We start from the raw sequence: 15,461 nt of genomic DNA, 5'->3' as shown, positions 1-15,461 counted from the left end.
CCGCCGACATGAAACCCGCCGGTCAGGTCGGGGGCCTCGGCTCTGTCAGGCCCAGGTCGTAGGCGAAGATCACCGCCTGGACGCGGTCCCGGGCGCCCAGCTTCGCCAGCACCCGGCCGACGTGGGTTTTGACCGTGGATTCCGACAGCACCAGGCGTTCGGCGATCTCGCCGTTGGTCCACCCGTTGCCGATGGCCACGAGGATTTCCTGCTCGCGTTCGGTCAAGGACAGCCAGCGCGGATCCGTCCGGGTCGGCGGATCGGGCGCGTCGGCCGGGAGCCGCTGGGCGTAGGTGTCGAGGAGCCGCCGGGTCAGCGCGGGTGCGATGACGGCGTCGCCGCCCGCGACCGCCCTGATGCCGGCGAGCAGTTCTTCGGGGTGGGCGTCTTTGAGGAGGAACCCGCTGGCTCCGGCGCGCAACGCGGCGTAGGCGTACTCGTCCAGGTCGAAGGTGGTCAGGACGAGGACGCGGGATCGGCCGCCGGTGGCGAGGATCTGCCGGGTGGCTTCGATGCCGTCCATGCCGGGCATGCGGATGTCCATGAGGACGACGTCGGGACGCAGTTCCGCGGTCCGGCGCACGGCTTCGGCACCGTGCGCGGCTTCGCCGACGACGTCGGTGTCGGGCGTCGCGTCGAGCAGCATCCGGAAGCCGAACCGTTGCAGGGGCTGGTCGTCGACGATGAGGACGGTCGTCACAGCGCACCGCCGGGCGAGACGGGGATCGGGGTGAGGTCCAGGACGGCCTGTACGGCCCACCCGCCGCCGGCGGTGGGGCCGGCGGTGACCGTGCCGCCGTAGAGGGCCGCGCGTTCCCGCATCCCGGCGATCCCGTGCCCTTCTTCGACAGGCGGCTCGGGCGGCGTGACGGCGTCGGGCGGGCCGGTGTCCTGGACGCGGATGCGCAGCGCCGGACCCTCGACGGCGATCAGGACGTCGACCCGGGTGCGCGGACCGGCGTGCTTGAGCGTGTTGGTGAGCGCCTCTTGGACGATCCGGTAGGTCATCAGCTGCACCCCGCGATCGAGGGCGTCCAGCTCACCGGCGGACCGGAGGAGGATCTCCGGTCCGGCGGCGCGGATCCGCGTGCACAACGCCTCGACGTCGCCGATTCCCGGTTGCGGGGTCAGCTCCGGGGCGTCGGCTTTCTCCCTCAGAACACCCAGCATGCGCCGCAGTTCACCCAGGGCTTGGCGGCCGGTGTCGCCGACCAGCTCGAGTGCTTGCTTGCTGCGTTCGGGGGTGCGGTCGGCCGCGTAGGCGCCGCCGTCGGCCAGTGTGATGATGACCGACAGGTTGTGGCCGATGATGTCGTGCATCTCGCGGGCCATCCGGGTGCGTTCGGTGACGGCGGCCAGCTTGCTGCGCTGGTCCCGCTCGATCTCCCGCTGCCGCGCGCGGTCGCGCAGGCTCGCCAGCTGGGCCCGGCGGATCCGGACGGCCAGCCCGAGCGCGACGGCCGCGGTGACGGCGGTGAGCAGGAAGAACAAGGCCTCCCAGAAGGACACCGCGCGCGAGACCCGGGCCGCCACGGGGAGCAGGAGCGTGACCACCCCCGCACCCGCCCACGGCAGGTGCCGCAGCCGGGCGTGCAGGGTGACGCTGTAGAGCGCGACGAGCAGGGCGACGTCGGCGCGCAGGAAGACGTCGAGCGACCACTGGACGACGAACGCCGCCGCGGTCAGGGCCAGCGCGACCGAGGGGGCCCGGCGCCGCCAGAACAATGGCAGCAGCAACCCGGCCTGCAGCGCCAGCGTGCCGGCCGCCGGCAGGTGGGTGAACGTGAGCAGCAGCTCCTCGGGACCGTGCCCGTCGTCGCCGTCCGGGACCAGGTCCGGCGCGCAGAACAGCAGGAACAGCCCGGCGATCACCGCCAGGTCCAGGACCCACGGGTGGCGCCGGTCCCACTGCCGCAGCCGCTGGCCGTACCCCGTCAACCGGGCGACCAGCGGGGATCCGGTCCACGACGGCGTCGCGGCTTGGTCGTCGTGCACGGGTCTCACCTGCTCATCGTCGCGGAAAACCGCCGGCGCGGCACCAAGGCCGCACCGGCGGTGAGGCATCAGGCGTCGGACCGCGCCAGCCGGTAGGCGGCGCCGCCCAGCGCGAGGACCGTCCAGCCGACGAAGACCAGCATCCCGGCCGTCGGCGCCAGCGTGGTGGCGTCGCGGGTCAGCGCGAACATCGCCTGACCCGCGTTGCTGGGCAGGTACGGGCTGATGTCGCCCTGCCACGACTTCGGCAGCAGCGAGATCAGGCCCGGGATCAGCATCAGCGCGGCGACGAGGACCGAGATGCCACCGGCGACCGAGCGCAGGAGCGCACCGAGCGCCACCCCGATCACGCCGACCAGACCCAGGTAGAGCCCGGTGCCCAGCAGGCTGCGCAGCACGCCCGGGTCCGACAGCGACATCGCCGCGGGCGTCCCGGCCACGATGGCGTTGCCGAAGACGAAGGCGAGGAACGCGCCGACCGTGCCGACGAGCAGCGCGACGACGCCGAACACGGCCGACTTGGACCACAGCACCGGCAGCCGGCGCGGGACCCCGGTCAGCGTCGAGCGGATCATGCCGGTGGAGTACTCGCCGGCGGTCACGAGCACGCCGAGCACACCCAGCGCCAGCTGCGCGAAGTTCGTGCCGAAGAGCGACAGGCTCAACGCGGTGGCGCCGGCGAAGTCCGGGTCCATCGGCTGGCCCGAGCCGATGTTCGACTTGTACCGCGCGGCGGAGATCAGCCCGAACGCGACCAGGAACACCAGGCCGAGGCCCAGGGTGATCCAGGTGGAGCGCAGGGACCAGAGCTTGGTCCACTCCGAGCGCAGGACGTGGCGCCCGGTGACCCGGTAGACCGGGCGGACGGTGCGGGCGGGGGCTTCCGGGGTCAAGGTGGTCATGCCGCCCTCCCGAGCGCGTCGATGCCGGTGGTGACGCCGTGGTACTCGACGGCGTCGCGGGTCAGGTCCATGAAGGCCTCCTCGAGGGAGACGGTCCGAGCGGACAGCTCGAACAGTGTGATGCCGTGTTCGGCGGCCTTGGTGCCGATGACGCGCGCCGAGAGGCCCTTCACCTGCAGCTCCTCGGAACCGGTGCGGCCGGCGATCTCGACGCCGGGACCGGCCAGGACCTCGCGCAGGCGCGCCGGGTCCGCGGTGGCCACCTGGACGGTGTCGCCGCCGGCGTCGCGGACGAGGTCGTGCACGGTGGTGTCGGCGAGCAGCCGGCCCCGGCCGACGACGATGAGGTGCTCCGCGACCAGCGCCATCTCGCTCATCAGGTGCGAGGAGACGAACACGGTGCGCCCGTCGGCCGCGAGCCCGCTGAGCAGGTTGCGGATCCAGAGGACGCCCTCGGGGTCCAGGCCGTTGACCGGTTCGTCGAGCATGATCGTGGCCGGGTCGCCGAGCAGGGCCGCGGCGATCCCGAGCCGCTGGCCCATGCCGAGGGAGAAGCTCCCCGCGCGCTTCTTCGCCACGGACTGCAGCCCGGTCATCTCGATCACCTCGTCGACCCGCCGTCGCGGGATGCCGTGGGTTTGGGCCTGGGCGAGCAGGTGGTCGAACGCCGACCGTCCACTGTGGACGGATTTCGCTTCGAGCAGGACCCCGACCTCCTGCAGCGGCGAGGTGTGCTCGGCGTAGCGGCGGCCGTTGACCTTGACCGAACCGCTGGTCGGGGCGTCCAGTCCGACGATCATCCGCATCGTGGTGGATTTGCCCGCGCCGTTGGGCCCCAGGAACCCGGTGACGGTGCCCGGCCGGACGGTGAAGTCGAGGTGGTCGACCGCCGTCTTCTCCCCGTACCGCTTGGTCAGCTGGTGTGCCTCGATCATCGTTCATCCCCTGGATCCGCGGACCGGTCGCCCCGGGCCGTACTTCCTCAACGGTAGGAGGGGACTCGGGCCGCGACGTGGTACCGCGGGAGGCAATCCGGCGCGGCGAGTAGTACCGCGGTACGACAGCGCCGCACCGCCGGCTGTGCGACGTCAGGCACCGAACCGGCGTTGCCGCCCCGCGTAGTCGCGCAGGGCGCGGAGGAAGTCGATCTCGCGGAAGGCCGGCCAGTAGGCGTCGCAGAAGTGGGCGGTGACGTCATCGACGGTCAGAGTGTCCGCGACCTCCGTGAGCGTGCTGCCCGAGGTCGCGCGTTCGATGAGGAGGTCGCGGAGGCCGTCGACGATCTCCTGGCGGCCGCCGTAGCCTGCTTGCGCAGGCGTCGGGTGTACAGGTCGTAGAGGGGAGCGGTGGCGGGCCGCGGGTGTCCTCGACCGTCAGGTGTGCGGCGAACCAGCCGATACCGGTCACGATCACCGCCATCGCGGCCACCCGGGCCTGGCGCTGGGCGACCGAGCGGGCGGGCCGGACGGCGGGGTGCAGCCACACGTCGGCCGCGCTCGTGAGCAGGTTCGGCCACGACCGGGGGTGGTTCCGGACCTCCGCCGTCAGGTCGGCGCCCCAGCGGTCCCGGAACGCTCGCGGGTAGAGCCGGACCAGCCACTGGGCGACGGTCATGCCGGCCGGATGCCGAGCCGCCGGAGTCCGGCGTCGGCGACCCGGGCCATGGCGCGCAGTTCGCGCTCCAGGACGGTGCGTCCCTGATCGGTGATCTGCACCGGGCGCTGACGCCCTTCCCCGTCGAGGGCTTCGATCAGCCCTTTCGCCTCCAGGCGGGCGAGGGCGCCGTAGAGGCTGCCCGGCCCCAGCCGTTCGCCGGTCCGGTCGTCGATCGCGGTGTTGATGGCGTAGCCGTGCAGCGGGCCGTCGGTCAGCGCGTAGAGCACGAGGATCTGGGCGTCGTTCGGCATCCACGGCACACTGCTACGCGTCGAGTAGTACGCGCAGCGTAGTAATGGGGGATCAGTCGGACTGGTGCCCCGTCTGCGCCGATTCGATGGTGCTGCCCGCCACGTTGGGCAGGCCCCGCCGCCACGGCGACGAGTTCGCTTTCGGTGACCCGGCCACCTGGGGGCAACCCGACGTCGTCACCGAAACCACGACCCGGCTCTACGGTCCCGCGCTGATCCGGGCCTGGGACCGACTTCACCCGCGGCTGACCCACCGCATCGCCTGGGCCGGCCACGACGGTGCCCTGCCGATCATCGAAGGCACCGTGATCCGGCTGCAGGTCGAGCGCCTGCCCTCCGGCGCGACCGGCGAAACCCGTGTGGCTTTGGCACTCCCGAACCCTGGACCATCCCGAAACTTCGCTCGCCCGAGGCAGCCGACCGCTGGACCTGGCTGCTGCTGACCGCCTACACCCAGCTGCGTCTGGCCCGTGATCTCACAGCGGACCTGCGCCGCTCCTGGGAGAAACCCCGACCAGCCCACCGGCTCACCCCGGCCAGGGTTCGTCGAGGGTTTCGGAACCTGCGTCCACCGCTCGCCTGTCCGGCCGGTGTCCGAACCTTCACAGCCCGGCCCCGGCCGTCCCGCCGGAACACCCAACCAACGGCCCGCGTCACGCCATGACGTCCATACCGTCACCAGTACGAACACCCGAAAACCTAGGCGCAGCAAGAACACCAAGTCGAGCAACCCACGCCCCCGTCGAACGGGTTGAAACTCAAGCTAGCCGCGCCACGGTGATTCCACGCCTATCCGCAACATCGACATGTGACCGGCTGGGTGCGGGGGCACGCGCCGGTAGACCGGATCGGTGAGGTATCGGGCCGTGTAGATCGCGCGCGTGTGGGCCGCCCGACGCCGAGAGCGAAATTCTGGGTGTGCCTGCTCGAGGGCGTGGGCGACCCGTTTCACCATGGTCACCGGGCCGGCCGGATCACGCGTGCCGGGACCAGGTACTCGCATCCCAGCCAGGACAGCAGCGTCGGGGAGTTGTGCTCAGCCGAAGGAGTGGCAGCACCAGTCTCGCGGTCGGGACGCGTTACGGCCGTTCCTCCCAATTTCAGTCAGTGTGAGGCCGTCAGGCGCTGTGTTCCGTCGGATACGGCTGCAGGGCTAGGGCGGCGTAGGCGAGGTCTTGCAGGGCGATGCCGACCGAGTTGAACAGGGTGATCTGCTCGTGGCCGGTCCGTCCGGGTGCCAGCCCGGCCAGTACCGCGCCGAGTTCGTGCTGGAAGTCCTCCTCGGTCGTCGCGCCGTCGCGCAGCGACAGCAGGGCTTCGCCGGACTTGTGCAGCTGGATGGCGGTGCTGTCGACGAAGACGTCCGCGCGGGCCATGCCCTCGGAGTCGATCTCCCGGTGGTCGGGCCGGGGTGGCGCGCCGACGGCGTTGACGTGCAGTCCCGGCCGGAACCACGCGCCTTCGACGACGGGGACCCGGGACGGCGTCAGGGTGCAGAGCACGTCGGCTGTTTCGACTACCTGGCGCGGCCCCGAAGCCGTGATCACGTCGAGGGCCGGAACGCCGTCCGCGTGTTCCCGCCGGAGCAGCGCGCGGCGGAACTCGGCGACCCGGGCCGCGGAGCGGGACCAGACGACGACGGTGTCGATCGCCCGGACCGTGCGGATGGCGGCGACGTGCTCGACCGCGAGGGGCCCGGCGCCGACGAGTCCGAGAACCCGGGAATCGTTGCGGGCCAGCGTGTCCGTGGCCACGGCGCTGGCGGCCGCGGTCCGCATCCGGGTGCCGGTCCCGCCGTTCATGACGGCCAGGCGGGCGCCGGTCCGGGAGTCCAGCACCACCACGGTGGACTGCTGGGCCGGACCGTCGCCGTCCCGGTTGCCGGGTGCGTCGGTGAGGACCTTGACGACGGTCAGCCCGAGGCGGTGGGAGGTCGCCACCATCGGGAGCACGATGGTGGCGCCTGCCGTGGTGCTGATCGCCGGGATCGGCTGTTCGGCGAGCCCGAGAGCCAGGTCGACGTGCGCGGTGCGGACGGCGTCGATCAGGTCGCCGAGGTCGACGAGCCCGGCCAGGTCGTCGTCCGGCAGGACCGCGGTCACCGGTAGGCCTTCATGAAGCTGTCGTCGGCCAGGTCGTCGTAGGCCGGGACCCGGGTGAGCATCGCGCTTTCGGCGAGCATCCGCATCCACCGGTCGCTGCCCGCGGGATCGATCGCGACCGTTGCCCAGACCGCGCTCGCGGCCATCTGGGCGGTGGCGTCACGCAGGATCGCGAGGTCCTTGCCCGGCCAGCGCGCGGCGAGGATCCCGTCGATCGTCGCTGCTGGTGTCGAGGGAAGGTTCTTCATGGCCGCGTCGATGCAGCCGACGAAACGAGTGAACCGCTCTCGGAGCTCCTCGACCCGGTCGGTGCGGCAGTAGTAGACGCTGTTGGGCATGATCCCGCCCTGGTCGAGGTTGCGGAACACGATCCGTCCCTGGCCGGTGGCTTCGAGTTCGAGTGCCGAGACGAGGTCCAGGATGATCGCGTCGCCCAGCCCGGCGCCGAACAGCTCGACCAGCATCGGTGTCGAGAGGTCCCGGACGAAGGTGACGTCGTCCGGGTCGGTGCCCGCCTCCCGGATCAGCCCGGCGGTGACCGCGTAGGGCGCGCTGCCGCCGATGCCGGGGGCGAGGACGACCTTGCCGGTCAGGTCGGCCAGGGTGAAGCTTTCGGGCGCGCCGCGGTGCACGATGGCCTTGGGCGCTTGGTGGTTGAGCTGGCAGACCACCGTCAGCGCGCGGCTGCTGCCGGCGTACATGCCGGGCACCCACAGCCCGCCCAGCGCGAGGTCGGCCTCGCCGGAAGCCAGGTCGTCCAGGACACCGGTCCACGGGTCGCAGGCGCGGGCGGTCACCGCCAGGCCCGCGTCGCGGAACAGGCCGGTCGTGTCGGCGAGGTATTCGGGCAGGTAGTTGAGACCGTTGGCGGTCGCGGAGATGCGCAGGGTGTCCAAGGGGTTTCTCCTTCTCGGGTCAGGCGACGGCGGCGGGGACGTCTTCGTTGATCTCTTCCAGCGTCCGGTCCCGGGTCTCGGGCGCGAACCGGGAAGCCAGGACGAGCAGGGCGTACATCACCGCGACCATGCCGAAGACCCCGGCGAGGCCGAACGCGGCGAAGAGGGCGACGGCGAGGAACGGCATGACCGCGCCGGCGATGTTGCCGATGCCGTTGACGATCGAGGTGCCGGTCGCGCGGATCGACGTCGGGTACAGCTCGGGCGACCAGACCGCGAGCGTCGTGTTGGTGATCATCGTGAAGAACTGGAACAGGGCGCCGAGAACGAGGATCAGGACCGTCGAGTCCCCGAAGGCCGCGAACGCCGCGGCGGTGACGCAGCCGAGCGCGCCCGCGCCGCCGACGGCAGAGCGCCGGCCGACCCGTCCGGCCAGCAACGCGGCGGCGCAGGCGCCGAGCAGCGACCCGACGTTCATGATCATGGTGAAGAGCAGGCTGTCCGAAATGGAGTATCCGCGCTCCACGAGCAGCGTCGGCATCAGGAAGTTGAGGGTGACCTGCGCGCCGAAGGCCATCCAGGACGCGGCGCCGATCGAGAGCGTGCGGGGCAGGACGGCGCGGGCGAACACGGCCGCGGGGGAGGACTTGAGCTGGCGAGCGGGCACGTCCGCCATGGTCAGCGGGCCGCCGACCGGCGTCGCCGCGGTGCGCTTCAGAGAGCGGGAAGCCAAGATCGCGAGCGAGTGGTTGGCGTCCTCGACGCGGCCCTTGGCGAGCAGGAACCGCGGCGTCTCCGGGAGGCGGCGCCGGTAGAGGACCACCAGCAGCGCGGGGAGCGCGAGGAACAGGAAGGTCCAGCGCCACACGAGGTGGTCGCCGCCGAGTGCCGGGGCGAGCGGGCCGAGGAGCAGGAAGAACAGCCCGTAGGACAGGAAGTTGCCGACGCCGCCGGAGCCGATGTTGAGCGTCGCGACCAGCGCGCCCCGGTGCCGGGTGGCGACCATCTCGGCGAGCATCGCGATGCCGATGGTGAACTCGCCGCCCAGTCCGATGCCGACGACGAAACGGCTGGCCAGCATCATCTCGTAGTTCACGGCGGCCGCGCTGAGCAGCCCGCCGAGGGTGTAGAGCAGCAGGTTCAGCGACAGCGCCGCGCGGCGGCCGTACCGGTCGGCGAGCCACCCGCCGGCGAGCCTGCCGACGAGCCCGCCGAGCACGGTGGCGGTGTTGATCGCGGTCAGCTGGGTGTCGGTGATCCCGAGCGCGAGCTTGAGGTTGGCGCCCATCGCGCCGACGGAGTTCTGTTCGAGGGTGTCGAAGAACATCCCGGCGAGGATGAGCATGAGCACCCAGAACTGGGCGCGGCTGAAGCCGATGCGGTCGAGGTGCAGGGCGAGGGTGCCGGGGGTGGCGCGCTCCGGGGTGTGGGTCGAGGTCATGGGCTGAGCTCCCATCGGGAGAGACGGCCAAGCAACGAACCCCTGTTTTGTATACGAGACTTATTGCCGCGACGTTACCACGCGTGCCAGCGACGTGAACTAGTCGAACTGTGGAGATCTTTTGTATACGAGTCAGTCTGACGAGATGCTCTGACGGCGGTAGATCATCTCGTCCTTGAGGATGTGCTCGCCCATCAGGTAGCCCGCCTGGACCGGGGACCCGCCGAGGATCGCGGTGGCGATCGCGGCGTGGTCGGCCCACGACGTGTCGATGCGGTCCTCGATCTCGAGCTCGAATCCCCACGAGATCCGGCGCAGCAGCTCGTCGAGCATGCGGGCCAGCTCGGCGTTGCCCGACGCGCGGGCGACCACCTCGTGGAACTCCATGATCAGCGGTGGGAGCTCATTCACGGCGCCGTCCTCGCCGGCCTGGCGCCCGCGCGCCACGACCGCCCGCAGGTGCTCGGCCTGATCCCTGCCCCGGGCTTCCGCCGCGAGGGTGGCGGCGAGGACTTCCAGGCCGCGCCGGATCTGCATCAGCTCGACGACGTCGTGCTGGGACCGGGCGGAGACGGTCGCGCCCTTGTACTTCTCGGTGTTGATGAAGCCTTCGCTCTCGAGCTGGAGCAGGGCTTCGCGGATCGGGACGCGGGAGACCCCGAAGCGGGTGGCGATGGCCTCTTCCTTCAGGCGCGTCCCCGCGGCGATCGTGCCGTCGATGATCTCCGCACGCAGCACCGTCACGACCGAATTCGACTTGGCGACCACGAAACGAGGATAGGGGAACCGGTGAACTCGCGCTGCCGGCCCAGGTGCAGCGTCGTTCGTGGTCGCGTTGGCCAGGAGAAAGGTCCCGCACGAGTGATCCGGTTCGACCGCCTGAGGCGTCGACCAGGACGGTTCGGAGTGGCCGCCGTTGGCGAGTCTGGTGTCGCCATTGGCGGGGTTGATGCGGGCCGGCAGCACGGTCGCCATGAGGCCGGGCGTGATCGCGGCGAGGGCGTGGGTGATCAGGTCGGGGAAAAGTGGTAGTCGATCAGTTGCGTAGAGTTGGTGGCTGATCGAAGGTCTATGTCCACGATTCGCGATGAGCACAACGAGGAGATTCCCCCCAGTGGCTGAACACAAGTGGTGGGTCAGTGTCAATGCGGCCAACTTCAACGACGCACGTAAAGACGTTGAGGCGAACACCGACACGCTGATGTACCTGCCCTACGTCGCACTGAGTGAAGACCGTGAGATCGAGGACTTCCACACGCGCTTCCCCGAGGTGGACTGGATGGCACTCGACGAGTGTCTCCAGGACAACGAGGTCAGCGGCGCTGAGCTGTGGTTCGCCGAAATTGCGCCGTCGGAAAACCCTGGCGACCCGGTCAACAAAAGTGACCTTCGCCCTTACCTTGAGGTCTCGGGCGGCGTGGTCCTTCGTATGAAAGCCGCGCGGACCTCCCGCGTCATGCGCTACCTCGCCACCGTGGTCTGATCTCACCTCGCGGTGAGACCCCGCACATCCCACCTCCCGAGACGGTTGACCCGGCGAGCCCGCCACGGGTGCGCCGCATCGCGTCAACCGTCTCGGGAGGTGGCGCGGGTGATGCTGTCGGCCGGCAGCGCGTGCCCGCGTTCGCTCAGCTGGGTGGTTCCGTCTCCCCGGCACTCTCCTCGACATCCTGGGAGTCGGGCTCTTTGCGTTCGGCTCCCGGTACGTCGACGTCCAAGTCGACGTCAGGGCTGCCGGGAGTGCGGGGTACGTCGGGGGTGATGGGTCCGTCGTCTGTTTCGGTCATGCAGGGGGACTACCCGAAGAGCACCTGGGGCACGCGTCAGAGACGGCAGGGGGCTGAGGACCAGGTCTTCTCAAGCCGGCAGTCGGCAGAGCCACGGCATCGCGGACGATGCCGGGTGCGGAACCCTTCCTGGCTTCATCGGCCAGCCGGGCTCGACCGTCCGGTCGCCGGCGTCTTGGCGAGCGGCTTCCGGAATCGACGCGCCCAAGAACAACGCCGAGTGGCTGGATCGGCCAGCACCGCGCGCGGTACTTCCAGCGCAGTGTGTGCCGTTCACCGTCCACACAGGCCAGCAGGATTGGCGGGCGGTTACTGATGGGGGACAGGATGCGGTGCAGGGCCACGGCGATGGCCCAGGAAACCCGAGGACGAGGTTGATACAAGGGGCGGCGTCCGGCCCGCCGGGGGCATCGAGCGCAGGTCGGCAAAGCCGGTCCCAGGTCTCTGGCGAAAGTCACCGGCGGGCGCACCTTGCTCGGGAGTGGCTACCGCCGAGGACGAGTTCCGCCATGGGGCCGGGTCATCCCTGCGGTTGCTTGGGCTTCTCCGCCTTTTTCGATTCTTTCGCAGCCTGCTTTGACTCTTTCGCAGCCTGCTTTGCTGCCCGCTTCGCTGCTTGCTTGTCCGTCGCGGCTGTCCCACCGGCGCTGGTGGTCCCGGTCTGTTGCCCTGCCGCCGCGTCGCCCACGGACGACGACTCCGGCGTGGGTGGCACCGACGTGAGCTGCGCCTCCGACGAGGACCGCCGTTCACCGCCGGCCGGTACGTCCACCGTGGGCCGCGTTCCCACCGGTTGCGAGGTCGAGCCTTCGGCACCAGTCGCCGGAGGCGCGGGCGCGCTGTCGGACGTGCTCGCGCCGATCGCGACCGTCGTGACGAGCGCCGCGCTCGCGGCCGCCATCTTCGTCGCCGTGGCCCACGAAAGCGCGGAGGCCCCGGTGCTCGCGGCCGCTCCGGACGAGGCGACGGAGCCGGAAGCCGTCAGCCAGTGCGTTACGACCGGGATACCCAAGATGAGCGGCGCGACGGCGACGGGCAGTTCCTGATTGAGCTCCCGGAGGCCGGCGGCCAGCTTCCGGCAGTCCGGGCAGCGATCGAGATGGGTCGTGATCCGGTGCGCCTTGCGGTCGCCGACGGCGTCGCGCACCCAGCGGGCGAGCTGGCCGGAGACGACCCGGCAGGTGCGCCGCCGCACCTCGGGGAGGTGCTGGCCCAGGTACGCCTGCCGCAGTCCTTCCCGGGCGCGGTAGGCCAGCGCGGCGACGCCGTTGGGCGTCATCCCGAATTCTTCGGCGATCTTGGCCAGCGACTCGCCCTCGATCTCGGTTCGCCACAGCACCGCCCGCCACCGTTCCGGCAAGCTCGCGAACGCCCCTGCGGCGACGGTGCCGTGCATCCGGCTGTCCACCGGCTCGTCACTGCCTTCGCTCGGCAGAACGTCCGGCACCTCGGCGACCAGCGAGAGCACGGAGTCGCGCCGCCGCCAGCTGATCAGCGTGTTCCGGATGGTCGTGAGCAGATACGACCGGAATTCCTCGTCCGGGCCCTCTCCCGACCGCAGGATCCGCAGCACGCGGGTGAATCCTTCGGCGACGAGGTCGTCCCGCTCCGCCTCGCCCGACGCGATCGTGGCCGCCACCCGGCGGGCCGCGACCAGGTGCCGGTCATAGAGCCGGCCGTACGCGGCGTTGTCCCCGCCGCGCACCGCCCGGATCAAGACCGCGTCACTCGGGACGTCCACCGTCCCAGCGGTCGCCGGTGCCACCTCGGTCACCCCCAGCCTCGCTCGTGCGCTTGCACGTGCACAACGATCCGCGATCGTCGTACAACGGGAGCCCCGGCGCAAGGTCTCGGCCGTGAAAGGCCCCTTTCTTCCGCGATGAGCGTCCCTGACCCGTGTCTTGTCAGGTGACCGAGCACTCCGGCGCGGTTTCCGCCGTGTCGTTGCCCGTCGTGACCGGGCGGGTAGAGACCCAGTGCGGTGACCACTGCGCACGTGTTCGTTGGCGCGACGTCGGCGGCCGTTGTCCGGCCTGTTGGCCGCTCAGCTCATCTCGGTGCTGGGCACGTCGATGTCGGCGTTGGCGATCCCCTGGCTGGTGCTCACCTCAACTCGGTGCCCGTCGAATCTACGTACTGGGCAACGCCGCCGCAGCGTCGCGATATGCGCCATTCCGGCGCTTTACGCCGTCGACCTTCTCCCCTGGGGTGCACTCACCGGCTTGGTGGCCGCCGCCGGCGCGGTTCGGGGCCTCGCCGACTGCGCTGGGCAGGTCCTGGTGCCCGGCACTGCAGGTCTCGGGCGATAGCCCTGGAACGCGCCGCCGGGCTGCACGGCAGCGTGAGCCAGACCGGCCTGTTCGTAGGCGCCCCGGCGGCCGGGGTCTTGGTCACTGTCCTCGGCGCACCGACGGTCGTGCTCGTCGACGGCATCAGCTTCGCGCTCGCCGCCGTACTCGTCGCCCTGCTCGTCCCCGTGGCCGCTCAGCCACAACAGGCGGAACGGCAACTGCTTTCTCGTCCGCGCCGCCACTGCGCGCGGGGTCTACGAAAGCCTGCCGAAGGCCGTCCGCGGCGCCACCTGCACCCCGCTGAACGCGCGTGGCCGGAAGCGGCCGGCGGCGGCGAAGTCACGGCGTGGCGGGCGGTCCGCCCGCCGTTGCCGTGTCGTAGTTGCCGCTCAAGGAGCTGTGGTCACCGGCCCCCAGCGATCGACGACGAGCACGACTGCCCGCTACAAGGGGAGCGTCGCCGCCGGGCGCTGAGCGCTACCAGAGCCGCCGACCACGTCAGCGTGCCCTGGCGGCATCGAGCCCAGCAGTCGATGGCGTAGGTGCTCTACGGAACAGGCCTCGCTCGGCGCGTACACACTGTCCGGGTATACCGAAGCCGAGGACGCGAGCGGAACTTGCGCTTCACCAACTCCGTCTGCAACAGGTTCGGCGGCACGGATCAGGGAATGGTGGCCGTCAGGAAGTGGATGGCGTTGTCGATCTCCAGGTCGATCAACCGCTGCGCCTCGATGGTGCGGTTGTCGAAGATCCCGGTGAGCTCGAGACTGACGATCCCGTGGATCCGCGTCCAGATCACGATGGCGGCGGTCGCGGCGCGGGGTGCGGTGTCCGGCCGCTCCTGCGCCTGCGCCCATTGCCGCAGCTGCCCGTCGAGGGTGCGGTCACCGGTGGTGCTTTCGGCCGGTGCGGTGTCCTGGATGGCCACCAGCAGGTCGACGAGCAGGGCCATCGCCTGGTCCAGTGGAGTCTGTGCGGGTGTCTTCCCGGGCACGTCGTCAGTGCGCTCGGCGAAGAGCATTCCGTAGCGTCGTCGGTGGCTCAGTGCCCAGTCGCGGTAGGCGGCGACCAGGAGCCGTACTCGCGTGCGCGGCGCTCGCCGGGTGCCCTCGGCGGCTTGGCTCATCGCGGTGGCGAGCTGCTGGTAGGACAAGGTGACCAGGTGCGCGATCAGCGCGTCCCGTGAGGGGAAGTAGCGGTACACCGCCGGAGCGGACATCGCCATGCTGCGGGCCAGCGCGGCGATGGTCAGCGCGTGCACGCCCTCGGCGTCGATGATCGCGAACGAGGAGTCCTCGATCTCCTGGAACGTCTGGGCCCGGAGACGTTCACGCCGGTTCAGCGCCGGCGGCTGGTTGGTCATCATCGCATCGTAACGGACCGTATCTAGGTCGACGGGTAGTCCAATCTGTTATGGGTAGTCACGCTGTGGCGCCGTACCGGTGGCGCAGGCTGCCCAGCATCGCTTCGATCTCGGTCCGGTAGAGCAACGCGGTGTCGATCCCGGTGGCGGCCAGGTGGCCGCCCAGTTCGAGGCTGATCAGGCCGTGCAGCCGACTCCACCAGACCAGCCCGAAGTGCAGGATGCCGGCCGGGAGGGAGCGCTGGTCGCCGCCGTTCCAGCGCCGGATCTGCTGGTCCAGTGCGGCCGGGAGCGGCAAAGCGGGTGGCTCCCCGGCTTCGGCCACGACGCCCAGGAACACGTCCATGCACCGTTGCGCGGCCGACGCGATGCGGTCGGCGGCCTGATCGCGGGCCGAGCCGTAGGTCGTCTCATAGGCCAGGTGGTAGGCGTGAGGCTGGGCCAGCGCCCAGTCGCGGTAGGCGTCGGCGACCGCGCCGACCCGCGCCGAAGCGCACCTCTCCCGGGCGGAGGCGGCTTCGAGGGCATCCGCGAGGGCCAGGTGGATATCGACCGCCAGGTCGGCCAGGAGTTCGTCGCGGCCGGCGAAGTAGCGGTACAGCGCCGGCGCTGACATCGCCATGCTGCGCGCGATCGCGTTGAGCGACACCGTCTCCGCGCCACCCTCGCGCAGCTGGTCCATGGCGGCGGCCTTGATCTCGGCCACCGTCTGGAGCCGGTATCGCTCGCGCCGGGTCGGCTCCTGCTCGGGCATCGTGCAGCACCTCGTCTCATGCT

Annotated in this window: 15 protein-coding genes; 2 read left to right on the top strand and 13 right to left on the bottom strand. The window is 70.6% G+C overall.

Annotated elements, in window-relative coordinates; translation table 11 throughout:
• Positions 1–22 precede the first annotated feature (22 nt).
• The 6 genes from OG439_RS15775 to OG439_RS15750 all read right to left on the bottom strand — a co-directional run bounded on the left by OG439_RS15775 (position 23) and on the right by OG439_RS15750 (position 4,804).
• Complete coding sequence (locus tag OG439_RS15775; RefSeq protein WP_326950099.1) at positions 23–700, bottom strand: response regulator transcription factor; 678 nt, start codon at positions 698–700, stop codon at positions 23–25.
• Entirely contained in the window at positions 697–1,995 is a 1,299-nt protein-coding gene (locus tag OG439_RS15770; RefSeq protein WP_326950098.1) for a sensor histidine kinase, read from the bottom strand. The genes OG439_RS15775 and OG439_RS15770 overlap by 4 nt, the downstream gene beginning before the upstream one ends.
• 68 nt (positions 1,996–2,063) lie before the next feature.
• A complete protein-coding gene (locus tag OG439_RS15765) occupies positions 2,064–2,897 on the bottom strand; it encodes an ABC transporter permease (RefSeq protein ID WP_326950097.1) in 834 nt (277 codons plus the stop codon).
• Positions 2,894–3,832, bottom strand: coding sequence for an ABC transporter ATP-binding protein (locus tag OG439_RS15760; RefSeq protein WP_326950096.1), 939 nt, complete (start codon positions 3,830–3,832; stop codon positions 2,894–2,896). Before OG439_RS15760 ends, OG439_RS15765 begins: the two co-directional genes overlap by 4 nt.
• 153 nt (positions 3,833–3,985) lie before the next feature.
• Positions 3,986–4,105 carry an undecaprenyl diphosphate synthase family protein gene (locus OG439_RS15755; RefSeq protein ID WP_326951558.1) on the bottom strand — a complete coding sequence of 40 codons (120 nt, stop codon included), beginning with the start codon at positions 4,103–4,105 and terminating at the stop codon, positions 3,986–3,988.
• Between the two features lie 402 nt (positions 4,106–4,507).
• A complete protein-coding gene (locus OG439_RS15750; RefSeq protein ID WP_326950095.1) occupies positions 4,508–4,804 on the bottom strand; it encodes a PadR family transcriptional regulator in 297 nt (98 codons plus the stop codon).
• Positions 4,805–4,848: 44 nt separating this feature from the next.
• Between OG439_RS15750 and OG439_RS15745 the strand changes: the two genes are divergently transcribed.
• Entirely contained in the window at positions 4,849–5,247 is a 399-nt protein-coding gene (locus tag OG439_RS15745; RefSeq protein ID WP_326950094.1) for a hypothetical protein, read from the top strand.
• 675 nt (positions 5,248–5,922) lie between these two features.
• On the opposite strand, the gene OG439_RS15740 is transcribed toward OG439_RS15745, so the two are convergent.
• The 4 genes from OG439_RS15740 to OG439_RS15725 form a co-directional block, all read right to left on the bottom strand.
• On the bottom strand, positions 5,923–6,906 hold the full coding sequence (locus OG439_RS15740) for an ornithine cyclodeaminase family protein (RefSeq protein ID WP_326950092.1): 984 nt from the start codon (positions 6,904–6,906) through the stop codon (positions 5,923–5,925).
• A complete protein-coding gene (locus OG439_RS15735; protein WP_326950091.1) occupies positions 6,903–7,802 on the bottom strand; it encodes an ABC transporter substrate-binding protein in 900 nt (299 codons plus the stop codon). Before OG439_RS15735 ends, OG439_RS15740 begins: the two co-directional genes overlap by 4 nt.
• A gap of 19 nt (positions 7,803–7,821) precedes the next feature.
• On the bottom strand, positions 7,822–9,243 hold the full coding sequence (locus tag OG439_RS15730) for an MFS transporter (RefSeq protein ID WP_326950090.1): 1,422 nt from the start codon (positions 9,241–9,243) through the stop codon (positions 7,822–7,824).
• A gap of 132 nt (positions 9,244–9,375) precedes the next feature.
• The gene (locus tag OG439_RS15725; protein WP_326950089.1) at positions 9,376–10,011 is read right to left on the bottom strand and encodes a GntR family transcriptional regulator; all 636 of its coding nucleotides are present in this window, start codon (positions 10,009–10,011) and stop codon (positions 9,376–9,378) included.
• A 346-nt stretch (positions 10,012–10,357) separates the two neighbouring features.
• Here OG439_RS15725 and OG439_RS15720 point away from each other — a divergent pair, with 346 nt between their 5' ends.
• On the top strand, positions 10,358–10,726 hold the full coding sequence (locus tag OG439_RS15720) for a hypothetical protein (RefSeq protein WP_326950088.1): 369 nt from the start codon (positions 10,358–10,360) through the stop codon (positions 10,724–10,726).
• Between the two features lie 824 nt (positions 10,727–11,550).
• Here the strand turns inward: OG439_RS15720 and OG439_RS15715 are convergent.
• The 3 genes from OG439_RS15715 to OG439_RS15705 form a co-directional block, all read right to left on the bottom strand.
• Positions 11,551–12,804, bottom strand: a complete 1,254-nt coding sequence (locus OG439_RS15715) for a sigma-70 family RNA polymerase sigma factor (RefSeq protein WP_326950087.1) — start codon at positions 12,802–12,804, stop codon at positions 11,551–11,553.
• 1,178 nt (positions 12,805–13,982) lie between these two features.
• Positions 13,983–14,684 carry a TetR/AcrR family transcriptional regulator gene (locus OG439_RS15710; protein ID WP_326950086.1) on the bottom strand — a complete coding sequence of 234 codons (702 nt, stop codon included), beginning with the start codon at positions 14,682–14,684 and terminating at the stop codon, positions 13,983–13,985.
• Positions 14,685–14,742: 58 nt separating this feature from the next.
• Positions 14,743–15,438: a TetR/AcrR family transcriptional regulator gene (locus OG439_RS15705; protein WP_326950085.1), complete on the bottom strand. Its 696-nt coding sequence runs from the start codon at positions 15,436–15,438 to the stop codon at positions 14,743–14,745.
• Between the last annotated feature and the right edge of the window lie 23 nt (positions 15,439–15,461).

Source organism: Amycolatopsis sp. NBC_01307 (assembly GCF_035975215.1).
Taxonomy (GTDB): domain Bacteria; phylum Actinomycetota; class Actinomycetes; order Mycobacteriales; family Pseudonocardiaceae; genus Amycolatopsis.
The sequence above is the reverse complement of the archived record's forward strand: the minus strand, read 5'-3'. Positions and strand labels throughout refer to the sequence as shown.